Consider the following 22,182-nt stretch of genomic DNA (forward strand, 5'->3'; position numbering starts at 1 on the left):
CGGCTCGGTAAGGCGTGAAGACAACTGATACAGCTTACGAGTTAGGTCACCCTGATGCACTGGCAAAGTCGCGGGAAATCCGCCCGGAACCGCACTCGTCACCCCGCTGTTTCCCGGCCGTCAGTGCCGGGTGGCAGGATCGAGGCATGCCAGACGCGCTCGATGCCAGCCCCTACGACGCCCTGCTCCTGCTCTCCTTCGGCGGCCCCGAAGGGCCGGACGACGTGGTCCCGTTCCTGGAGAACGTGACACGGGGCCGCGGCATCCCCAAGGAACGCCTCAAGGAAGTCGGCCGACACTACTTCCTGTTCGGCGGGGTCAGCCCCATCAACGACCAGAACCGCGCCCTGCTCGCCGCCCTGCGCGAGGACTTCACCGAGCACGGCCTGGACCTGCCGGTCTACTGGGGCAACCGCAACTGGGCGCCGTACCTGACGGACACCCTGCGCGAACTGGTCGCCGACGGGCACCGCCGCGTCCTGGTCCTCGCCACCAGCGCCTACGCCTCCTACTCGGGCTGCAGGCAGTACCGCGAGAACCTGGCCGACGCGCTGGCCGCCCTGAAGGCGGACGGCCTCGACCTGCCGAGGATCGACAAGCTGCGGCACTACTTCAACCACCCCGGCTTCGTCGAACCCATGATCGACGGCGTGCTGGACGCCCTCGCCGACCTCCCCGAGGGCGTCCGCGACGGCGCCCACATCGCCTTCACCACCCACTCCGTCCCCACCTCCGCCGCCGACACCTCGGGCCCCGAGGAGGCCCACGGCGAGGGCGGCGCCTACGTCGAGCAGCACCTGGACGTGGCCCAGCTGATCGCCGACGCCGTCCGCGCGCGCACCGGCGTCGACCACCCGTGGCGGCTCGTCTACCAGTCCCGCTCCGGCGCCCCGCACATCCCATGGCTGGAGCCCGACATCTGCGACCACCTGGAGGAGCGGCACGCCGCCGGGGTCCCCGCCGTCGTCATGGCCCCCATCGGCTTCGTCTCCGACCACATGGAAGTCCTCTACGACCTCGACACGGAGGCGAAGGCCAAGGCGGAGGAGCTGGGCCTGCCGGTGCGCCGGTCGGCCACGGTCGGCGCCGACCCGCGGTTCGCCGCCGCGATCCGCGAGCTGGTCCTGGAGCGCGCCGCCACGGAGAGCGGGCGGGCCATCACTCCGTGCGCCCTGGGCGCGCTCGGCGCGAGCCATGACGTCTGCCCGGTCGGCTGCTGCCCGGCCCGCGCGCCCAAGCCGGCCGCCGCGGGCGCCGACAGCCCCTACGCATGAGGAGCCCCGTGACCGAGACCCTGCACCCGCAGTACCCGGACCTGCTCGCACTCGCCCGCGAGGCCGCCCGCCGCGCCGGCGAGCTGCTGCGGGACGGCCGCCCGGCCGACCTCGCGGTGGCGCGGACCAAGTCCAGCCCGATTGATGTCGTCACCGAGATGGACATAGCGGCCGAGAAGCTGATCACCGGCCTGATCGCCGACCACCGCCCGGACGACGGCTTCCTGGGCGAGGAGGGCGCCTCCAGCGGGGGCACGAGCGGCATCCGCTGGGTGATCGACCCGCTCGACGGCACGGTCAACTACCTGTACGGGCTGCCGACCTGGTCCGTGTCCATCGCGGCCGAGCAGGACGGCGAGACCGTCGTCGCCGTGGTGGCCGCCCCGATGCGCGGTGAGACGTACCACGCGGTGCGCGGCGGCGGTGCCTGGGCGACCGGCGCCTGGGAGGGCGAGCGCGCGCTGTCCTGCCGCACCTCCGCGCCCCTGGAGCAGGCCCTGGTGTCGACCGGCTTCAACTACGTGACGGAGGTCCGCACCCACCAGGCCGAGGTGGCCGCCCGGCTGATCCCGCTGCTGCGCGACATCCGGCGCGGCGGCTCGGCCGCCGTCGACCTGTGCGACCTGGCCGCGGGCCGTCTCGACGGCTACTACGAGCGCGGACTGAACGCCTGGGACGTAGCCGCGGGCGACCTGATCGCCCGGGAGGCGGGCGCCCTGACCGGTGGACGCCTCGGAGAACGTCCCTCCAGCGATCTGACGGTCGCGGCCACCCCCGGCGTCTTCGAGCCCCTCCAGCGCCTCCTGGAAGACTTCGGAGCCTGGCACGACTGAGCACCACACCACCCGCCGGGCGGGGCGGCCCCAGGACCCACCACCCAGGCTCCCCGGCCAACGGCAGGGCTTGCACCCGGGGCCTTTGGACGCGGTGGATGTCTGTGGCGGTGACCCCCTCGTAGCCACGGGCCTGCCGACCGAGGACAGGCTGCTGCTGGTCGCGGTGCACGGTGACGCGGCCCTGACCGAGCTGGTGCCCCGGTTCGCGGGAGGCGGTCTCGTCGGCCGTGGCGGTACCACGGAACGCGTGCTGCGCCAGCCCTGGGGTGGCGGCGGCCCCGGCCGATCCAGGCCCTGTTCCCGAGCCCGCCCTGCCGACGGCGGTGCCTCTGCCCGGTCCCGGCGGCCGATGGACAGACCCCTGCCCGTGCCCGCGCGGCCGGCGGCAAGGTTCCCGGCCGCGGGCCGGTGGCGCGGGCCGTCCCGGTCCGGCTGTCCGCACGCGTCGGCCCGCAGGGAGCCGAAGGAGCGCCGCCCCGCAGGCGAGCGACCAGACACGACAGAACCCCGGCGCTGGATTCGCCGGGGTTCTGTCGCTGCGCTACGGGCTGTCAGACGCTGGTCGCGCCGACCTCCACACCGTGTTCGGCGGCGAGGCGGCGCAGGTCGTCGAGCTCGGCCTGCTCCACCTCCACGAGGAAGTCGTCGCCCTCGTCGCGAGCCCGGGACAGGTCGGACTCGGTCGCCTTTATGCGCTGCAGAAGTCCTGCGGTGAATGCGTCCATGCTGCGCCCCCTCGTCCTGGGTCGTGGGTCGGTGGCACGGGGGTGTGCCGTTGGGAAGGGGCGATCACGTCTCTTGCAGGTGCCCAGCGCAGCCCGTGCTGGGCGGCGACGGTGCCGGACACCCACGCCCGCTCTGCGGGAAGCGGACCGCGACGTACCACATGGTGGTACGGCACATGCAGAGCGTGATCGCGGGGTGTAAAGCGGTCCTCCCCCCGCTCCCCGCCATGGAAACCTCAACCGCGGGAGAAAATCTGGCATTCCCGCTCCAGCGCCCCGTTCCGTCCGGTCCGGGCACCCGTCTTACAGCCGACTTATGGCCGAAAAGGGCAGGATGGAGTCACACCCCACGAGGATTCCCACCCGTGCGCCCACGGTTGCGCTACGCGAGTGGACACAGGAAGGACATACGACGTGCGCGTACTCGTCGTCGAGGACGAGCAACTGCTCGCGGATGCGGTGGCCACCGGGCTGCGCCGGGAGGCCATGGCCGTCGACGTCGTGTACGACGGTGCGGCAGCCCTCGAGCGCATCGGCGTCAACGACTACGACGTGGTCGTCCTCGACCGCGACCTCCCGCTCGTGCACGGCGACGACGTCTGCCGCAGGATCGTCGAGCTGGGCATGCCCACGCGCGTGCTGATGCTCACCGCGTCCGGCGATGTCAGCGACCGCGTCGAGGGACTGGAGATCGGGGCCGACGACTATCTGCCCAAGCCCTTCGCGTTCAGCGAGCTGATCGCACGCGTGCGTGCCCTCGGCCGGCGCACCAGTGTGCCCCTGCCGCCCGTCCTGGAGCGGGCCGGGATCAAGCTCGACCCGAACCGCCGCGAGGTCTTCCGGGACGGCAAGGAGGTCCAGCTCGCGCCGAAGGAGTTCGCCGTGTTGGAGGTGCTGATGCGCAGCGAGGGTGCCGTGGTCTCCGCGGAGCAGCTTCTGGAGAAGGCATGGGACGAGAACACGGACCCGTTCACCAACGTCGTGCGGGTGACGGTCATGACCCTGCGCCGCAAGCTGGGCGAGCCGCCCGTCATCGTGACCGTCCCCGGCTCCGGCTATCGGATCTGATGCAACGTGGCGACGACACCCGCGCCCCCGCAGGCGCCCCCGAAGCCCACCTGGGACCCGCGGCCCCAGCCGCCGTTCCCCTGGCTGCGCCCGACCATCCGGATACGTCTGACGCTGCTGTACGGCGGCATGTTCCTGATCGCCGGCATCCTGCTGCTGTCGATCATCTATCTGCTGGCCGCGCAGGCGATCAACACGGGCAACCAGCCGCTGTTCAAGATCGTCAGCTTCTCGTCGCTCAAGGTCTCCAGCGAGAACTGCCCGGCGATCAACACCACCGACTTCAACCAGGCGATCAGCCAGTGCGCCGACCACCAGCGCCAGGTCGCCCTGGACAATCTGCTCAGCCGCTCGCTGCTGGCCCTGCTGGGCCTCGCCGTGATCGCCTTCGCGTTCGGTTACGCGATGGCCGGCCGTGTGCTGTCGCCGCTCGGCCGGATCACCCGTACCGCGCGGGCGGTGGCGGGCTCGGACCTGTCCCGGCGGATCGAACTGGACGGCCCGGACGACGAACTGAAGGAGCTGGCCGACACCTTCGACGACATGCTGGAGCGATTGCAGCGGGCGTTCACGGCCCAGCAGCGCTTCGTCGGGAACGCCTCGCACGAGCTGCGCACCCCGCTGGCGATCAACCGCACGCTCCTGGAAGTGCAGTTGTCCGACCCGAACGCGCCGGTGGAGCTGCAACAGCTGGGCAAGACGCTGCTGGCCACCAACGAGCGCAGCGAGCAGCTCGTGGAGGGACTGCTGCTGCTCGCCCGCAGCGACAACCAGATCGTCGAGCGCAAGCCCGTGGACCTTGCCGAGGTCGCCTCCCAGGCCATCGACCAGGTGCACGCGGAGGCGGAGGCCAAGGGTGTGCGGATCACGGGCGAGTGCGGGCCCGCGGTGGTCCAGGGCAACGGCGTCCTGCTGGAGCGGATCGCCCTGAACCTGGTGCAGAACGCCGTGCGGTACAACGTGGCCGAGGACGGCTGGGTCGAGGTCACCACCGACGTCCGGCACGGCCAGGCGGTGCTGTCCGTCTCGAACACCGGCCCGGTGGTGCCGGCGTACGAGATCGACAACCTCTTCGAGCCCTTCAGGAGGCTCCGTACGGAGCGCACGGGCAGTGACAAGGGGGTCGGCCTCGGCCTGTCCATAGTCCGGTCTGTGACGCGCGCGCACGGCGGACACATCTCGGCACAACCGCGTGAGGGGGGCGGGCTCGTGATGCGGGTTACGCTGCCGATGTGACGCGCTCTCGACGGGGATCTCGGCCGCAGCGCGGACGATCTTGATCGAGCCGGCCGACACACGCGGGGATGTTCGCTTTGCGCGGAATTTCTGGGTGGGTCGAAGCGGCTTCTCCTGTGTGATCGATCACATGGGCGGATTTCCGGCCATCTACGCTCCGTGATCGCAAACCCAGGCGAAAAGCCGGAAAAGTCCTGGTTTTCAAGGGTCTTGATCACGGGAAGTACTCGGTGAGACGCCTTTGAGGTGCGGCATCCGGACCGTGTACGGTCCCCATCGCCATCCAAGCCGATCACTCTTGAGGAGTCCGGTTGGGTGTCGATTGAGTAACAGACCTTGATGTGAGGCAAAATCTCCGCCTCGGGTCGGGCACAAGTCCGGCCTCTCACGCGTTACGTGCGCTGGAGACACCGCAGACACCCAGAGGGGGAGAGCGACATGGCAACCGATTACGACACTCCACGCAAGACCGACGACGACGTCGACTCGGACAGTCTTGAAGAACTGAAGGCCCGGCGGAACGACAAGTCGACCGCCGCGGTCGACGTCGACGAGTTCGAGGCCGCGGAAGGCCTGGAGCTGCCCGGCGCCGACCTTTCGAACGAGGAACTGGCGGTCCGGGTGCTGCCCAAGCAGCAGGACGAGTTCACATGCATGAGCTGCTTCCTGGTGCACCACCGCAGCCAGCTGGCCCGCGAGAAGAACGGTCAGCCCATCTGCCGCGACTGCGACTGAGGGTGGGTCGGCCGTGACTGGCTCGACCCCTCCTCGGAAGCGCCGCTTCCCCCTGCGGGGAGCGGACCATGGGCCGCGGGACGGCTCACACGGCGCGCGTGATGTCGAGCGGGGCTCATCCGGTGCGGGAGCCTCGCTCGAACCGGCCGTCGACCGGGGCGACCGCCCGGCGCCGACGGAACAGCCGGCGACCGTCGCACCGACGGAGGCGGTCCCCGGTCGAACGCGGCGCAGAGCATGGGAAAGGGCCGTGGTCGTCCGTGGCAGGGCCCGGGACCTGGCCCGGGACGGCGCCCGCAAGGGTGGCAGCCGCGCCAGGGCGGGCCTGGCGTACCTCGCCGACCGGATCATCGACATGGCCCCGCGGATCCCCGTGCGGGACCTCGCGACGCTGCGCCGGCAGTTCCCGGGCCTCGGGCCCGAGCAGATCGCGGACAGGCTCGTGGCGGGCGCGGCCCACGGAACCTCGACCGTCGGGGCCGGGGTGGGTGCGGCGGCGATGCTCCCGGTGCCGCCCGCGATGCCGACCGAACTGGCCGCGGAGATCACCGGGGTTGCGGCGATCGAGCTGAAGCTGATCGCCGAACTGCACGAGGTCTACGGCCTACGGCCACCGGGCGGCCTGATGGCCCGCAGCACCGCGTATCTGTCCTCCTGGTCGGGGGAGCGCGGGATCGACGTGATGAGGCCGTCGACGATCAACACGGCCCTCGGGGGCCATATGAAGCGCGAACTGCGCCAGCAGATCATGAAGCGGATGCTGCGGGACCTGCCCAACCTGATGCCGTTCATGGTCGGGGCCGCCGTCGGGGCGGTCATGAACCGGCGGGACGCCAAGAAGCTGGCCGCGCGGATCCGCGCCGATCTGCGCAAGGTCCAGGTTCCCTGGGACCAACTTCCCGAGCTGCCCCCACTGGAGCCTCCCGCCCAACCGCTGACACCGGGGGACCTCACCGGCGAACCGGGGCGCTGACGCAGCGCCCCACCGGGCTGTCGAGCGGCCGGGACGACCGGGGCGGTGACACAGCGCCCCACCGGGCCGGGACGGCCGGGACGATCAGGCCGTCGCGCGGCTGCGGGCCGCCTCGATCGCCGCAGCCAGCTGCTCCGGGGCCCGGGTCGACAGATACAGATACGGGGTGGGGTCGGCCGGGTCGGTGACCTCGACGCGGAGCGCCTGCGGGATGTAGGCGCGCAGCAGGAGGAAGGCGCGGGTGTCGGCCTTGTAGGTGCGCCAGGCGCGGGCCTCCTCCGGATCCAGGATCTCCATCGTGCCGAGCGCCGTGACCGGGATCTTCGCCTCGCCCGCGATCAGCTGGTCGCCCACGACACGGATGCGCAGCGAGCCGTAGGCGCTGGCCACGACCGCGGCGGCGGCCGTGCCGCCGGCCAGCCCGCCCAGCATCGGCAGCGTGCCGAAGGGGAGCAGGATCAGAGCCAGCGCGACGCCGACCAGAAAGCTGATCAGCCACCACGACCGGGGGGCGGTGAGGCGTTCGTCGTACGGGGTGCCGGAGTCCTCCATGCCCCCAGCTTGGCACGCCCTGCACCCACACCCCGAACCAGGGCACCCGGCCGAGGCGGTGGCCGCGACGGCCGCCGGGACCAACCGGGATCCGGGGCACCCCCGGCTTCGTCAGCCCCGTCCTCGACGACCCGTACCCGGTCGGTCTCGTCCACCTGGTGCCGCGCGCCGCCGACGAGGGCGACGCGCCGGCCCGCCGACGAGGGCGACGCGCCGGCCCGCCGACGAGGGCGACGCGCCGGCCCGCCGACGAGGGCGACGCGCCGGCCGCCGACACCCTGCCGTGGCCGGACGTGGGGCGGGTGACGGGGTGGGCGGACGGGTAAGGTCTGCGGCTGTGAGTGGTAGTTCCGCGGCTCTTCAGCCCCCTGCCGACGCCGTGACACCGGTGCGGCATCCCGATGCGCCCGCGCCCGGCGAACTGCTCGGTTCGCATTACGAGCAGTGTTTCGCCTGTGGCCACGACCAGCCGCACGGGCTGCGCCTGGAGGCGCGGGCGGGTGAAGGCGTCACCCTGACCGCCGAGTTCACCGTGCAACCCGCCCACCAGGGCGCCCCCGGCCTCGCGCACGGCGGTGTGCTGGCCACCGCCTTGGACGAGACGCTGGGCTCGCTGAACTGGCTGCTGCGGACGGTCGCGGTGACGGGCCGGCTGGAGACCGACTTCGTGCGGCCGGTGCCGGTCGGCACGACGCTGCACCTGGCCGCCGAGGTGACCGCGGTCGCCGGGCGGAAGATCTACTCCAGCGTGGTCGGACGCATCGCAGGCCCCGACGGCCCCGTGGCCGTCCGCGCCGACGCGCTGTTCATCGAGGTCAAGGTCGACCACTTCGTCGACAACGGCCGCGAGGAGGAGATCCAGGCCGCCCTGAGCGACCCGGACCAGGTCCGGCGCGCCCGCGCCTTCGAGGTGAACCCGTGAGCGCCCCGCACCCCGAGCCCCCGGCGGGCTCCGTCCCCCCGGGGCCGCGTGCCCCCGTGGACGTGCTGATCCGGCGCGTCGACCCCGACGTACCGCTTCCGGCGTACGCGCTTCCCGGTGACGCCGGGGCCGATCTGCGGACCACGCGGAGTTGCGAACTGAGGCCGGGCGAGCGGATCGTGCTGCCCACGGGAGTGTCGATCGCCCTCCCGGACGGGTACGCGGCCTTCGTGCACCCCCGGTCCGGTCTGGCCGCCCGCTGCGGTGTCGCCCTCGTGAATGCCCCGGGGACGGTTGATGCCGGGTACCGTGGGGAGATCAAGGTGATCGTGGTGAATCTCGACCCGCGCGAGTCCGTACGGTTCGAGCGCTTCGACCGGATTGCCCAACTGGTCGTCCAGCAGGTCGAGAGGGTCCGCTTCCAGGAGGTCGCGGAGCTTCCCGGCTCGGCGCGGGCCGAGGGGGGCTTCGGGTCCACCGGGGGCCATGCCGCCGTGGGCGGCGAGAGCGGCACAAGCGGCCAGGTCGCCGAGGGCGGCCAGGCGGGTGGGAATCGATACGCTTCGGTCGTATCCGACCGGGAAGGACAGTGACGTGTTCGGACGTCGCAAGAAGAAGGGTGCCGCCGAGGACGCGGCCGGCGAGGCCGAGCAGGTCGTCGACAGCGTCGACACCGAGGCGGACGAGGATGAGGCAGGCGAGCCGGAGCGGCTGCGGCTCGAACCGGAGCCCCGGCCCGAAGGGCCTTGGGACGCCTCCGAGGTGCGTGACCCGGCCGAGGGCCGGGTGGATCTCGGCGGGCTGTTCGTGCCGGGCGTGGACGGCATGGAGTTGCGGGTCGAGGTCGCGGGCGACGCGATCGTCGCGGCGACCGTCGTGCTGCGCGACAGCGCGGTCCAGTTGCAGGCATTCGCCGCGCCCAAGCGCGAGGGTATCTGGGGCGAGGTCCGCGAGGAGATCGCGACCGGCATCACCCAGCAGGGTGGCATCGTCGACGAGGTCGAGGGCCCCCTGGGCTGGGAACTGCGCGCCCAGGTGCCGGTGCAACTGCCGGACGGCACCGGCGGCTTCCAGGTCGTGCGGTTCATCGGCGTGGACGGCCCGCGCTGGTTCCTGCGCGGTGTGATCTCGGGCCAGGGCGCGGTGCAGCCGCAGGCCGCCGGGCTGCTTGAGCAGATCTTCCGGGACACGGTCGTGGTCCGCGGCGAGGGTCCGATGGCCCCCCGCGACCCGATCGTCCTGAAGCTGCCGAACGACGCCCAGATGGTCCCCGAGGGCGTGCAGCAGGAGGAGTCCTCGCGCTTCTCCGGCGGCATGGGCCAACTGCAGCGCGGGCCGGAGATCACCGAGGTCCGCTGAGCGCTCCGCTGGACATGCCGCGATGTGCCGTCGGTCGGCTGCGGCACCGTCGTGGCCGGTCGCTCCCCCAAGTTCTCGGCTTCGCTCGAACAGGGGGAACCCCATCGCGGCGGAGCCGCATAGCGACACAGCCCCGCGCCCCTTCGGTGCGCTGTCAGCGGTGAACGCGACAAGGGCCGTACCCCTGGGGGTGCGGTCCTTCTGCTGTGCTTCTTGTTGCTGTGCGTCGTATCCCCTCCTCGTGATCGTGGCCGCCCTGGCCCTGGGCGTGTTCGCGGCCCCGCCGCCCAGTTCCTCGCCTGGGAGACCCACCCACGGTGACAACCCGAACTGAACCGAACCCCTTGGACGGCCGGGCGTCGGCCAGCCATACTGACGCCCGGTCCTGGGGGGGAGTGTGGATGAACGTTCAGGTGGTCACCGAGACGATGGTGCGTGTCGAGGACGTGCACCGGTCGTACGGGCACGGAGCCGCCGCCGTGCACGCCCTGCGTGGGGTGTCCTTCGAGATCCCGCGCGGCGAACTGGTCGCCCTCAAGGGGCGCTCGGGATCCGGCAAGACGACCCTGCTGAACGTCGTCGGCGGGCTCGACGCGCCCGACCGGGGCCGGATCACCGTGGACGGCCGGGATCTCGCCGCCCTGGACGAGAACGGCCTGCTGGAACTGCGGCGCGACCGGATCGGCTTTGTCTTCCAGTCCTTCGGGCTCGTCCCGATCCTCTCCGCGACGGAGAACGTCGGCGTGCCGATGCGGCTGCGCCGGGCCGATCCGCGCGAGCGCGAGGAACGCGTCGAGCTGCTGCTCTCCCTGGTGGGCCTCGCCGACCACGCCGCCCAGCGCCCCGGCGAGCTGTCCGGCGGCCAGCAGCAGCGCGTCGCCATCGCCCGCGCCCTCGCCAACCGCCCCGCGCTCCTCATCGCCGACGAGCCCACCGGGCAGCTGGACGCCGAGACCGGTCACGCCGTGATGGAGCTGCTGCGGGCCGTCGTCCACAGCGAGCGGGTCACCGCACTGGTCGCCACGCACGACACCACCCTGCTGGACCTGGCCGACCGGGTGCTGGAGCTGAGCGACGGCAAGATCACCGAACACTGACACCCCTGGGCTCCGCTCCACCAACGGACAACCGCAGACCCCGGCCAGGGCGGACGCCTGCCGCCCCTGCTGAGCAACGGGCGGCGGCCGACTTGCCAGCGGGCAGCGGGTGGAGGCGGCTCGGCTTGGCTACCGGTGGTGGCTGATCCGGCTCGGGAATCGGCGACGGACGGTGGCTGACGCGGCCTGGTAACCGATATGGGCCGCCCCAGTTCGGCAACCGGCGGCGGCTGGCCTGGTGTGGGAATCGGCGATGGGCGGCGGCTGAGGCGGTCTGGCAGCGGACAACCGCAGCCCCAGCCCGGTGGGCGCCTGCCGCCCCGGCTGGGCAACGGGCGGCCCGTCGGCGGGCAGCGGGTGGCGGCGGACGCGGTGTGGCAAGGGGTAACCGCTGCCCTGGCCAGGTGGGTGCCTGCCAATCCGCTGTCCACTGCAGCTCCAGGCGGCAAGGGGCGCGCCGTGCTGTGACGAGCGTCTGTCGGCACGGTTCGGTGAGCGGGGGTGGGTGGTCGGTTCGGCGTGGTTTGGCTTATCAGGGTTGCGTCAAAGTTGCCTGGCCCTCGACCGGCCGTCCCTTTCGTCGCGTTTGCGGGTCGTAGGGTCGACGCTGCGTAGGCGGCGGTGACGGGAAGACAATAGGGCCATGGCACGTGGAAAGCTCCGGATCTACCTCGGCGCGGCACCGGGCGTGGGCAAGACCTACGCGATGCTGTCCGAGGCCCACCGGCGCGTGGAGCGGGGCACCGACTGCGTCGTCGCCTTCGTGGAGCACCACGACCGGCCGCGCACCGAGGTGATGCTGCACGGCCTGGAGCAGGTCCCGCGCCGGGAGCTGGAGTACCGCGGCGGGCGCTTCACCGAGATGGACGTGGACGCGGTACTGGCCCGTAGCCCCCAGGTCGCCCTGGTGGACGAGCTGGCCCACACCAACATCCCGGGCTCGCGCAACACCAAGCGCTGGCAGGACGTGGAGGAGCTGCTGGCGGCCGGCATCGACGTGGTCTCCACGGTCAACATCCAGCACCTGGAGTCACTGGGCGACGTGGTCGAGTCGATCACCGGCGTACGGCAGCAGGAGACCGTCCCGGACGAGGTGGTGCGCCGCGCCGACCAGATCGAGCTGGTCGACATGTCGCCGCAGGCGCTGCGCCGGCGCATGGCGCACGGCAACATCTACCAGCCCGACAAGGTGGACGCGGCCCTGTCCAACTACTTCCGGCCCGGGAACCTGACCGCCCTGCGGGAGCTGGCGCTGCTGTGGGTGGCCGACCGGGTCGACGAGTATCTGAAGCAGTACCGCAGCGAGCACCGGGTCTCCGCGATCTGGGGCTCGCGCGAGCGGATCGTGGTGGGCCTGACCGGCGGCCCCGAGGGACGCACCCTGATCCGCCGGGCGGCGCGGCTCGCGGAGAAGGGCGCAGGCGGCGAGGTGCTGGCCGTCTACATAGCCCGCAGCGACGGCCTGTCCGCGGCCTCACCGAAGGAACTGGCCGTCCAGCGCGCCCTCGTCGAGGACCTGGGCGGCACCTTCCATCACGTCGTCGGCGAGGACATACCCGCCGCGCTGCTGGACTTCGCGCGCGGCGTCAACGCCACCCAGATCGTCCTCGGCTCCTCGCGCCGCAAGAGCTGGCAGTACGTCTTCGGGCCCGGCGTCGGCGCCACCGTCGCCCGCGAGTCGGGCCCCGACCTCGACGTGCACATCGTCACCCACGAGGAGATCGCCAAGGGCCGTGGGCTGCCCGTCGCCCGGGGCGCCCGGCTCGGCCGGACCCGGATCGTCTCCGGGTGGGCGGTCGGGCTGCTCGGTCCGGTCGCCATGGCGCTGTGCCTGAACGCCGTGGACCTCGGACTCGCCAACGACATGCTGCTGTTCCTGGCGCTGACGGTGGCGGCGGCCCTGCTCGGCGGGCTGCTGCCCGCCCTGGCCTCCGCGGCCTTCGGCTCGCTGCTGCTGAACTACTTCTACACGCCCCCGCTGCACCGGCTGACCATCGCCGACCCCCACAACATCGTCGCCATCGCGATCTTCGTCGGGGTCGCGGTGTCCGTGGCCTCGGTGGTGGACCTGGCGGCCCGGCGCACCCACCAGGCGGCCCGGCTGCGCGCCGAGTCCGAGATCCTGTCGTTCCTCGCTGGCAACGTGCTGCGCGGCGAGACCGGCCTTGAGGACCTGCTGGAGCGGGTCCGGGAGACATTCGGCATGGAGTCCGCCGCCCTGCTGGAGCGGGCCGGCGACGTCGAGCCGTGGACCTGCGCGGGCCGCGCCGGGTTCGGACCGCCGCTCCGGCGGCCCGAGGACGCCGACGTAGACGTGCCGGTCGGGGACCACATGGCGCTCGCGCTGACCGGCCGCGTGCTGCCCGCCGAGGACCGCCGGGTGCTGGCCGCGTTCGCCGCGCAGGCCGCCGTGGTGCTGGACCGCCGGCGCCTCCAGGAAGAGGCCGACCGGGCCCGTACGCTGGCCGAGGGCAACCGGATCCGCACCGCGCTGCTGGCCGCGGTCAGCCACGATCTGCGTACCCCGCTGGCCGGGATCAAGGCCGCGGTCACCTCGCTCAGGTCCGACGACGTGGACTGGTCCGAACAGGACCGGGCCGAGCTGCTCGAAGGCATCGAGGAGGGCGCCGACCGCCTCGACCACCTGGTCGGCAACCTGCTCGACATGTCCCGGCTGCAGACCGGCACGGTCGTCGCGATCGTCCGCGAGGCAGACCTCGACGAGGTGGTCCCGATGGCGCTGGTCGGCGTCCCCGAGGACAGCGTGGAGCTGGACATCCGCGAGACCCTGCCGATGGTCGCCGTCGACCCCGGGCTGCTCGAACGGGCGATGGCCAACCTGGTGGAGAACGCCGTCAAGTACAGTCCGCCCGACCGGCGTGTCATGGTGTCCGCCAGTGCCATCGCCGACCGGGTGGAGGTGCGGGTCGTGGACCGTGGTCCTGGCATCCCCGACGAGGCGAAGGACCGGATATTCGAGCCGTTCCAGCGCTACGGGGACGCGCCGCGCGGCGCCGGGGTGGGGCTCGGCCTCGCGGTCGCGCGCGGCTTCGCCGAGGCGATGGGCGGCACGCTGAACGCCGAGGACACGCCCGGGGGCGGCCTCACCATGGTCCTCAGCCTGCGGGCGGCAGGATCGCGTCCCGAGCCCCTTCGCACCGGAGAGGGCGCAGCAGAACCGGAAAGGAAGGCCTCATGACCCGGGTGCTCGTGATCGACGACGAGCCGCAGATCGTGCGCGCCCTCGTGATCAACCTCAGGGCGCGCAAGTACGAGGTCGACGCGGCCCCCGACGGCAGGACCGCCCTCGAACTCGCCGCCTCCCGCCACCCGGACGTGGTGGTCCTCGACCTGGGCCTGCCCGACATGGACGGCGTCGAGGTGATCAGGGGCCTGCGCGGCTGGACCCGGGTGCCGATCCTGGTCCTGTCGGCCAGGCACTCCTCCGACGAGAAGGTCGAGGCGCTGGACGCGGGCGCCGACGACTATGTGACCAAGCCGTTCGGCATGGACGAGCTGCTGGCCCGGCTGCGGGCCGCGGTGCGCCGGGCCGAGCCCGTCGGTCCCGGGGAGGACGACGTGACGACGGTGGAGACCGAGGGGTTCACCGTCGACCTGGCCGCGAAGAAGGTCAACCGGGGCGGCAGGGACGTACGGCTGACCCCCACGGAGTGGCATCTGCTGGAGGTGCTGGTCCGCAACACCGGGCGGCTGGTCAGCCAGAAGCAGCTGCTGCAGGAGGTGTGGGGCCCCTCGTACGGGACGGAGACCAACTACCTGCGCGTGTACATGGCGCAGTTGCGCAGGAAGCTGGAGGCGGACCCCTCGCACCCGAAGCACTTCATCACCGAACCGGGGATGGGTTACCGCTTCGAGCGCTGAACGCTCCGCTGGGAACAGGGCCCCCAGCGCGGCGGGGCCGTATGCCGATATGGTCCCGCGCCCCTTCAGGGCGCTGCGCTGCCCACCGTGGGGCTTCGCCCGGCCCAGCGGTACGTCGGTGTCGGTGGGCCCCGGTAGGCTTCTGATATGAGTGCTGTTCCGCGTTCCGAGAAGCCGGTGGGCCGGTTCCGGCGCATGCTCGGCCGGCTCTCCTCGTCCCAGGAGGACCTGGAGTCCGAGGAGCTGCGGGAGGACACCGAGACGGCCGGCTGTATACGGATCGGCGACTGCCAGGACCGGCAGATCGTCACGGTAACTGGTACCTTGCGCACGGTGACGCTGCGCCCGCGCGCCGGAGTCCCGGCCCTGGAGGCCGAGCTGTTCGACGGTTCCGCCGCGTTGGACGTGGTGTGGCTGGGCAGGCGCTCCATCGTGGGCATAGAACCGGGGCGCAGGCTGATCGCATCGGGCCGGATCTCGATGAGCCGGGGCCGCCGGGTGCTGTTCAACCCGAAGTACGAACTGAGACCCCTCGGACGGGAGTAGCCGGTGACGTCACTCGACAAGCCGACCGAAGACACCACTCAGCACGACGACGCCCGGGCGGTGACCGAGGCCGCGCTCTTCGAGGCGTTCGGTGGTGTCAGAGGCATGGTCGAGACGGTCCTGCCCGGACTCCTCTTCGTCACGATCTACACCATCAACAAGGACCTGCACTGGTCCGCGATCGCCGCGCTGGCCGTGTCGCTGGTCCTGCTCGTGGTGCGGCTGGCCATGAAGGACACCGTCAAGCACGCCTTCAGCGGTGTCTTCGGTGTGGCCTTCGGCGTGGTGTTCGCGATGTTCACGGGCAACGCCAAGGACTTCTACCTCCCCGGCATGCTCTACACCCTGGGCCTGTCCCTGGCGTACATCGTCACGACGCTCGCCGGTGTGCCCCTGATGGGACTGATCCTCGGCCCGGTCTTCAAGGAGAACCTGTCCTGGCGCACCCGCAACCCCGGCCGCAAGAAGGCGTACGCCAAGGCCAGTTGGGCATGGGGGCTGATCCTGCTCGGCAAGTGCATGATCCTCTTCCCGCTGTACTGGTGGGCGGACACCACCCAGCTCGGCTGGGTCCTGGTGACCTTGAAGATCCCGCCGTTCCTGCTCGCCGTCTGGCTCACCTGGGTCTTCCTCGCGAAGGCGCCCGCGCCGATCGACGTGTTCGCGGAGATGGAGGCCGAGGAGCGGGCCGAGGAGGAGCGAAAGGCCGCGGCGGCAGCCGCGGAGCGCGGCGAGGAGTCCACGGCCGGCCGACACCGCCGCGAGACATAGCGAAAGCCCTCCCGATACGGCGAGGAGGTGGCCGAAGTCCCTGACGGGGCGGGGTGTCGCCGAGCCCCCATGTGACGGGGGTGCAGCCGAAGTCCCTGACGGGGCGGGGTGTGGCCGAAGCCTTCGACGCGGCGGGGGTGCAGTCGAAGTCCCTGATGCGGCGGGGGTGTGGCCGAAACCCCTCGACGGGGTGCGGGTGTGGCCGAAGTTCCCGGTTCGGCGAAGGCGCGGCCGAAGTCCTCGATGCGACGGGGCGCAGTCGAAGTCTCCGGCACGGCGGGGGTGTGCCCGGAGTCCCCGGCACGGCGAGGGCTTGGGCGAAGCCCCCGACGCGGCGCAGTCGCAGTCGAAGTCCCTGGCGCGGCGGCGCGGCAGCCGAAGTCCCTGATGTGGCGGCGCGGCAGCCGAAGTCCTCGATGCGGCGAGGGTGTGGCTGAAGTGGCCGATGGACAGGGGGCACCCGGGGTCTTTCGGGTGCCCCCTGTGGTGTGCTCGGTCGGGTTCGGCCGTGCTCAGTCGTCGTCGCGGCGTACCGACAGCAGGTCCTCCAGTTGCTCCTCGCGGGCCTGGGCGGCCACGAAGAGCAGCTCGTCACCCGGCTCCAGGGAGTCCTCCTTGGAGGGGGCCAGCACGCGGGTGCCGCGGATGATGGTGACCAGCGAGGTGTCCTCGGGCCACTCCACATCCCCGACCTGGGTGCCGGCCAGGGCCGACTCCTCCGGCAGGGTCAGCTCGACCAGGTTCGCGTCGCCGTGGCTGAAGCGGAGCAGCCGTACCAGATCGCCGACGCTCACCGCCTCCTCGACCAGCGCGGACATCAGACGCGGGGTGGACACGGCGACGTCGACGCCCCAGGCCTCGTTGAACAGCCACTCGTTCTTCGGGTTGTTCACCCGGGCCACGACGCGCGGCACGCCGTACTCCGTCTTCGCCAGCAGGGACACGACCAGGTTGACCTTGTCGTCGCCCGTCGCGGCGATCACCACGTTGCAGCGCTGCAACGCGGCCTCGTCCAGGGACGTGATCTCGCAGGCGTCGGCCAGCAGCCACTCCGCCTGCGGGACCCGCTCGACCGAGATCGCGGTCGGCGCCTTGTCGATCAGCAGGACCTCGTGGCCGTTCTCCAGCAGCTCGCCCGCGATCGAGCGGCCGACCGCGCCGGCACCGGCAATGGCGACCCTCATCAGTGACCGACCTCCTCTTCGGGACCCTCGGCGAACGCCGCCTCGACCTTGTCGACGTCGTCCGTCCGCATCATCACGTGCACCAGGTCGCCCTCCTGCAACACCGTCTGCGAGGTGGGCAGGATCGCCTCGCCGAGACGGGTCAGGAACGCCACGCGGACCCCCGTCTCGTCCTGGAGCCTGCTGATCTTGTGCCCGACCCAGGCCGGGGAGGTGTGCACCTCGGCGAGCTGGACGCCACCGGTGGGGTCGCGCCACAGCGGTTCGGCACCCGAGGGCAGCAGCCGGCGCAGCATCTGGTCGGCCGTCCAGCGGACCGTGGCCACGGTGGGAATGCCCAGGCGCTGGTAGACCTCGGCGCGGCGAGGGTCGTAGATACGGGCCGCGACGTTCTCCACGCCGAACATCTCACGGGCCACCCGCGCCGAGATGATGTTCGAGTTGTCGCCGCTGGACACGGCGGCGAAGGCGCCGGCGTCCTCGATGCCGGCCTCCCGGAGGGTGTCCTGGTCGAAGCCGACCCCGGTGACCCGGCGGCCGCCGAATCCCGGGCCCAGCCGGCGGAAGGCCGTGGGGTCCTGGTCGATCACCGCGACCGTGTGCCCCTGCTGCTCCAGGGTCTGGGCGAGGGCGGAGCCCACTCTGCCGCAGCCCATGATGACGATGTGCACGACCGTCCTTCCGATGTCCAGAAAAGTGACTGCTCGACCCCATCGGGGTCAGCCCCCTCAGGGTCTCAGACCGACGCTCAAGCTACACACGCGCCGTCCGGGGTGGGCACCCCCCGCGCAAGCCCGCCCGCGGTCAGCGGCGCGTGATGCTGCGCACGCTCGGCAGCGTCAGGAATCCGAGGCCGACCAGCGAGGCGGCGGCGCCGACCAGCTCTGCGGTCGCGGACACGGAACCTCCGAGGTGCGGCGACAGGCGGGGTCAGCCGGCTGGGCACGGAGGACGCGCCGCCCACGGAATCCGAAGTTCCCTCCGCCCCGGAGTTCACTCATGAGGCAGATCTGGGACGGCAGGTGGGCGGTTGCCAGTTCGAAGCCTTACGATCCTCTGTCGTGTCCAAACTGACCGACGTGCCCAAACGGATCCTGATCGGGCGCGCGCTGCGCAGCGACCGGCTGGGTGAAACGCTCCTGCCGAAGCGGGTCGCGCTGCCCGTCTTCGCCTCCGACCCGCTGTCCTCCGTCGCCTACGCGCCGGGGGAGGTCCTGCTGGTCCTGTCCATCGCGGGCGTGTCGGCCTACCACTTCAGCCCCTGGATCGCGCTCGCGGTCGTCGTGCTGATGTTCACGGTGGTCGCCTCCTACCGGCAGAACGTGCACGCCTACCCGAGCGGCGGCGGCGACTACGAGGTCGCCACCACCAACCTCGGCCCCAAGGCGGGCCTCACGGTCGCCAGTGCGCTGCTCGTCGACTACGTCCTGACCGTCGCCGTGTCCATCTCCTCCGGCATCGAGAACCTCGGCTCCGCGATCCCCTTCGTGGTCGAGCACAAGGTGCTGTGCGCGGTCGCCGTGATCGTGCTGCTGACCCTGATGAACCTGCGCGGGGTGAAGGAGTCCGGCACGCTGTTCGCGATCCCGACGTACGTCTTCGTCGCGGGCGTGTTCATCATGATCGTGTGGGGTGCGTTCCGGGGCCTGGTCCTCGGTGACACGATGCGCGCGCCGACCGCCGACTACCACATCAAGGCCGAGCACCAGGGCCTCGCCGGCTTCGCGCTCATCTTCCTGCTGCTGCGCGCCTTCTCGTCCGGCTGTGCCGCGCTGACCGGCGTCGAGGCCATCTCCAACGGTGTCCCGGCCTTCCGCAAGCCCAAGTCGAAGAACGCGGCGACCACCCTGGCCATGATGGGCCTGCTCGCCGTGACGATGTTCTGCGGCATCATCGCCCTCGCCATGACCACCAAGGTCCGTATGGCCGAGAACCCCGCCGCCGACCTGCTCCACAACGGCGTGGCGCTCGGCTCCGGCTATGTCCAGAACCCGGTGATCTCGCAGGTCGCCGAGGCGGTCTTCGGCAAGGGCAGCTTCCTGTTCGTCGTACTCGCCGCGGCCACCGCGCTGGTACTGTTCCTGGCCGCCAACACGGCCTACAACGGCTTCCCGCTGCTCGGCTCGATCCTCGCCCAGGACCGCTATCTGCCGCGCCAGCTGCACACCCGCGGCGACCGGCTGGCCTTCTCCAACGGCATCGTGCTGCTCGCGGGCGCCGCCGCCCTGCTGGTCGTCGTCTACGGGGCCGACTCGACCCGGCTGATCCAGCTGTACATCGTCGGCGTGTTCGTGTCCTTCACGCTCAGCCAGACCGGCATGGTCCGGCACTGGAACCGGCACCTCGCGGTGGAGCGGGACCCGGCCCGGCGCAGCCATATGATCCGCTCCCGGGCGATCAACACCTTCGGCGCCTTCTTCACCGGCCTGGTGCTGGTCGTCGTCCTCGTCACCAAGTTCACCCACGGCGCCTGGGTCGCCCTGCTCGGCATGGTGATCTTCTACGCGACGATGACCGCGATCCGTAGGCACTACGACCGTGTCGCCGAGGAGATCGCGGCCCCCGAGGGCCCGAGCGACGACAGCGTACGGCCGTCCCGGGTCCACTCGATCGTCCTGATCTCCAAGATCCACCGGCCCACGCTGCGCGCGCTGGCCTACGCCAGGCTGATGCGCTCGGACACCCTGGAGGCACTCACCGTCAACGTCGACCCGGCGGAGACGAAGGTGCTGCGCGAGGAGTGGGAGCGGCGCGGCATAGAGGTGCCGCTGAAGGTGCTCGACTCGCCCTACCGGGAAATCACCCGGCCGATCATCGAGTACGTCAAGAGCCTGCGCAAGGAGTCGCCGCGCGACGCGATCTCCGTGATCATTCCCGAGTATGTGGTCGGCCACTGGTACGAGCATCTGCTGCACAACCAGAGCGCCCTGCGTCTCAAGGGGCGGCTGCTGTTCACGCCCGGTGTCATGGTGACCTCCGTGCCCTACCAGCTCCAGTCCTCCGAGGCGGCCAGGAACCGGGCCCGCAAACGGCAGGAGTGGAACGCGCCCGGCGCGGTGCGGCGCGGCCCGGCGGAGCAACGGCCGAAGGAACCGAGCACCGGAAACTGAACGCGAGCCTCCGACACGGCGCCCTCCGGGCTCGCAGGGCCGGTGTCGGGGCTGGGGGGCGAGGCGAGGGCGCGGTGCCGGGGCTGAGGGCGAGGGGCGCGGTGCCGGGGCTCAGTACCGGGGAGCACGGCCTCGGGGCTGAGGGCTTGAGGGCTTGAGGGCTTGAGGGCTGGGAAGCCCGGTGCAGAGGCTGAGCGCTGGGGAAGCCCGGTGCCGGGCTGAACGCTGGGGAGGTGTGCGTCGGGGCTGTGTGGGGGTGGTCTGGCGTCGGTGGCTGAGGGTGGGGGCTGAGGGGCGCTGTGCCGACGGGTTAGGGAGGTGTGCGTCGGGGCTGTGCGGGGATGGGCCCGGCGTCGGTGGCGGGAGGGTTGTGGGAGCCCGGTGCCGGGACTGGGGCGGTGTGGGAGCACGTAGACTGGTGGGCTGTCGTCGGCCCCGAGCGGGCCGTTCCCCCTTCCCTCGATCTGGAGTCACCCCGCCATGCAGGCAGAACCGAAGAAGTCGCAGGCGGGGTCCCTCGTGGGGGAGGAGTACGAGGTCGAGATCGGCCCCGTCGCACACGGCGGCCACTGCATCGCCCGTACTGCCGAGGGCCAGGTGCTGTTCGTCCGGCACGCGCTGCCCGGCGAGCGGGTGGTGGCCCGGGTGACCGAGGGCGAGGAGGGCGCCCGCTTCCTGCGCGCGGACGCGGTGCAGGTCCTGGAGGCCGCCAAGGACCGCGTCGAGGCGCCCTGCCCCTACGCCGGACCGGGCCGCTGCGGCGGCTGCGACTGGCAGCACGCCAAGCCGGGCGCCCAGCGACGGCTGAAGGGCGAGGTCGTTGCCGAGCAGCTGCGGCGCCTCGCGGGCCTCACCCCCGAGGAGGCCGGCTGGGACGGCACGGTGATGCCGGCCGAGGGCGACAAGCTCCCGGCGGGCGAGGTGCCCCGGTGGCGCACCCGCGTGCAGTACGCGGTCGACGCCGAGGGGCACGCAGGGCTGCGCCGGCACCGCTCGCACGAGGTGGAGCGGATCGACCACTGCATGATCGCGGCCGAGGGCGTCGACGAACTCGGCGTCGAGAAGCGCGACTGGACCGGCATGGCGTCGGTCGAGGCGATCGCGGCGACGGGCTCGGGGGACCGCCAGGTGATCCTCACGCCGCGTCCCGGCGCCAGGCTGCCCCTGGTGGAGCTGGACAAGCCGGTCTCGGTGCTCAGGATCGACGAGAAGTCCGGCGGCGTGCACCGCGTCCACGGCCGCCCCTTCGTCCGTGAACGCGCGGACGGCCGCACCTACCGGGTGGGCAACGGCGGCTTCTGGCAGGTCCACCCGAAGGCGGCGGACACCCTCGTGACCGCGGTCATGCAGGGCCTGCTGCCGCGCAAGGGCGAGATGGCCCTCGACCTGTACTGCGGTGCCGGCCTCTTCGCCGGCGCCCTCGCCGACCGGCTCGGCGAGAAGGGCGCGGTGCTCGGCATCGAGTCCGGCAAGCGGGCCGTCGAGGACGCCCGCCACAACCTCGCGGACTTCCCGCGCGTGCGCATCGAACAGGGCAAGGTCGAGTCCGTCCTGCCGCGCACGGGGATCACCGAGGTGGACCTCGTCGTCCTCGACCCGCCCCGCGCGGGCGCGGGCCGTGCGACGGTGACCCACCTGGCCTCCCTCACCCCCCGCCGCATCGCCTACGTCGCCTGCGATCCGGCGGCCCTGGCAAGGGACTTGGGCTATTTCCGCGAAACCGGATACCGGGTCCGGACACTCCGGGCGTTCGACCTGTTCCCGATGACGCATCATGTGGAGTGTGTCGCCATCCTCGAACCGGCCGCGAAGGGCTCCTGACCTGCGGTTTTGTCCGTGCGCATTATGTGCGGTGCGGGCGTTACGGGCAATATCTTGACGCTGAAATGACGCTCGTGACGCTCATTTGACG

At 71.5% G+C, this 22,182-nt stretch carries 20 protein-coding genes; 16 read left to right on the forward strand and 4 right to left on the reverse strand.

The window, feature by feature from the left end; translation table 11 throughout:
* The first annotated feature begins 146 nt into the window (after positions 1–146).
* Both ABT245_RS24825 and ABT245_RS24830 read left to right on the forward strand, forming a co-directional pair.
* A complete protein-coding gene (locus ABT245_RS24825; protein WP_351737070.1) occupies positions 147–1,274 on the forward strand; it encodes a ferrochelatase in 1,128 nt (375 codons plus the stop codon).
* The gene (locus tag ABT245_RS24830; RefSeq protein ID WP_502982182.1) at positions 1,271–2,107 is read left to right on the forward strand and encodes an inositol monophosphatase family protein; all 837 of its coding nucleotides are present in this window, start codon (positions 1,271–1,273) and stop codon (positions 2,105–2,107) included. The genes ABT245_RS24825 and ABT245_RS24830 overlap by 4 nt, the downstream gene beginning before the upstream one ends.
* Positions 2,108–2,661: 554 nt before the next feature.
* Here ABT245_RS24830 and ABT245_RS24835 read toward each other — a convergent pair.
* Positions 2,662–2,835, reverse strand: a complete 174-nt coding sequence (locus tag ABT245_RS24835) for a hypothetical protein (RefSeq protein WP_351737074.1) — start codon at positions 2,833–2,835, stop codon at positions 2,662–2,664.
* Positions 2,836–3,249: 414 nt separating this feature from the next.
* Here ABT245_RS24835 and ABT245_RS24840 point away from each other — a divergent pair, with 414 nt between their 5' ends.
* The 4 genes from ABT245_RS24840 (at position 3,250) to ABT245_RS24855 (ending at position 6,847) form a co-directional block, all read left to right on the forward strand.
* Positions 3,250–3,903 carry a response regulator transcription factor gene (locus tag ABT245_RS24840; RefSeq protein ID WP_007387794.1) on the forward strand — a complete coding sequence of 218 codons (654 nt, stop codon included), beginning with the start codon at positions 3,250–3,252 and terminating at the stop codon, positions 3,901–3,903.
* Between the two features lie 6 nt (positions 3,904–3,909).
* Positions 3,910–5,139, forward strand: coding sequence for a sensor histidine kinase (locus ABT245_RS24845; protein ID WP_351737076.1), 1,230 nt, complete (start codon positions 3,910–3,912; stop codon positions 5,137–5,139).
* Positions 5,140–5,577: 438 nt separating this feature from the next.
* Positions 5,578–5,874, forward strand: coding sequence for a DUF4193 domain-containing protein (locus ABT245_RS24850; protein ID WP_351348258.1), 297 nt, complete (start codon positions 5,578–5,580; stop codon positions 5,872–5,874).
* 13 nt (positions 5,875–5,887) lie between these two features.
* On the forward strand, positions 5,888–6,847 hold the full coding sequence (locus ABT245_RS24855) for a hypothetical protein (RefSeq protein ID WP_351737078.1): 960 nt from the start codon (positions 5,888–5,890) through the stop codon (positions 6,845–6,847).
* An 84-nt stretch (positions 6,848–6,931) separates the two neighbouring features.
* Here ABT245_RS24855 and ABT245_RS24860 read toward each other — a convergent pair whose 3' ends face one another.
* The gene (locus ABT245_RS24860) at positions 6,932–7,399 is read right to left on the reverse strand and encodes a DUF3093 domain-containing protein (RefSeq protein WP_351737080.1); all 468 of its coding nucleotides are present in this window, start codon (positions 7,397–7,399) and stop codon (positions 6,932–6,934) included.
* Between the two features lie 337 nt (positions 7,400–7,736).
* Between ABT245_RS24860 and ABT245_RS24870 the strand changes: the two genes are divergently transcribed.
* The 8 genes from ABT245_RS24870 to ABT245_RS24905 all read left to right on the forward strand — a co-directional run bounded on the left by ABT245_RS24870 (position 7,737) and on the right by ABT245_RS24905 (position 15,976).
* A complete protein-coding gene (locus ABT245_RS24870; RefSeq protein ID WP_351737082.1) occupies positions 7,737–8,321 on the forward strand; it encodes a PaaI family thioesterase in 585 nt (194 codons plus the stop codon).
* A 56-nt stretch (positions 8,322–8,377) separates the two neighbouring features.
* Positions 8,378–8,914, forward strand: coding sequence for a dUTP diphosphatase (gene dut / locus ABT245_RS24875; RefSeq protein WP_502982183.1), 537 nt, complete (start codon positions 8,378–8,380; stop codon positions 8,912–8,914).
* Position 8,915: 1 nt separating this feature from the next.
* Positions 8,916–9,680, forward strand: coding sequence for a DUF3710 domain-containing protein (locus ABT245_RS24880; RefSeq protein ID WP_351737086.1), 765 nt, complete (start codon positions 8,916–8,918; stop codon positions 9,678–9,680).
* A gap of 401 nt (positions 9,681–10,081) precedes the next feature.
* Positions 10,082–10,777: an ABC transporter ATP-binding protein gene (locus tag ABT245_RS24885; RefSeq protein WP_351737088.1), complete on the forward strand. Its 696-nt coding sequence runs from the start codon at positions 10,082–10,084 to the stop codon at positions 10,775–10,777.
* 643 nt (positions 10,778–11,420) lie between these two features.
* Entirely contained in the window at positions 11,421–13,976 is a 2,556-nt protein-coding gene (locus ABT245_RS24890; RefSeq protein WP_351737090.1) for a sensor histidine kinase, read from the forward strand.
* On the forward strand, positions 13,973–14,659 hold the full coding sequence (locus ABT245_RS24895; RefSeq protein WP_351737092.1) for a response regulator: 687 nt from the start codon (positions 13,973–13,975) through the stop codon (positions 14,657–14,659). Before ABT245_RS24890 ends, ABT245_RS24895 begins: the two co-directional genes overlap by 4 nt.
* 147 nt (positions 14,660–14,806) lie before the next feature.
* Entirely contained in the window at positions 14,807–15,205 is a 399-nt protein-coding gene (locus ABT245_RS24900; protein ID WP_351737094.1) for an OB-fold nucleic acid binding domain-containing protein, read from the forward strand.
* Between the two features lie 3 nt (positions 15,206–15,208).
* On the forward strand, positions 15,209–15,976 hold the full coding sequence (locus ABT245_RS24905; protein WP_351737096.1) for a DUF3159 domain-containing protein: 768 nt from the start codon (positions 15,209–15,211) through the stop codon (positions 15,974–15,976).
* A gap of 512 nt (positions 15,977–16,488) precedes the next feature.
* Here the strand turns inward: ABT245_RS24905 and ABT245_RS24910 are convergent.
* Both ABT245_RS24910 and ABT245_RS24915 read right to left on the reverse strand, forming a co-directional pair.
* Positions 16,489–17,160 (reverse strand): potassium channel family protein, encoded by a 672-nt coding sequence (locus ABT245_RS24910; protein WP_351737098.1) that lies wholly within the window; start codon positions 17,158–17,160, stop codon positions 16,489–16,491.
* Complete coding sequence (locus ABT245_RS24915; RefSeq protein ID WP_351737100.1) at positions 17,160–17,831, reverse strand: potassium channel family protein; 672 nt, start codon at positions 17,829–17,831, stop codon at positions 17,160–17,162. Before ABT245_RS24915 ends, ABT245_RS24910 begins: the two co-directional genes overlap by 1 nt.
* A gap of 390 nt (positions 17,832–18,221) precedes the next feature.
* On the opposite strand from ABT245_RS24915, the gene ABT245_RS24920 reads away from it, so the two are divergent.
* On the forward strand, positions 18,222–20,270 hold the full coding sequence (locus tag ABT245_RS24920; protein ID WP_351737102.1) for an APC family permease: 2,049 nt from the start codon (positions 18,222–18,224) through the stop codon (positions 20,268–20,270).
* Between the two features lie 480 nt (positions 20,271–20,750).
* Complete coding sequence (locus ABT245_RS24925) at positions 20,751–22,091, forward strand: class I SAM-dependent RNA methyltransferase (protein ID WP_351737104.1); 1,341 nt, start codon at positions 20,751–20,753, stop codon at positions 22,089–22,091.
* The last annotated feature ends 91 nt before the right edge of the window (positions 22,092–22,182 follow it).

Origin of the sequence: Streptomyces sp. NPDC001508 (genome assembly GCF_040298665.1) — a bacterium.
Classification (GTDB): Bacteria; Actinomycetota; Actinomycetes; order Streptomycetales; family Streptomycetaceae; genus Streptomyces.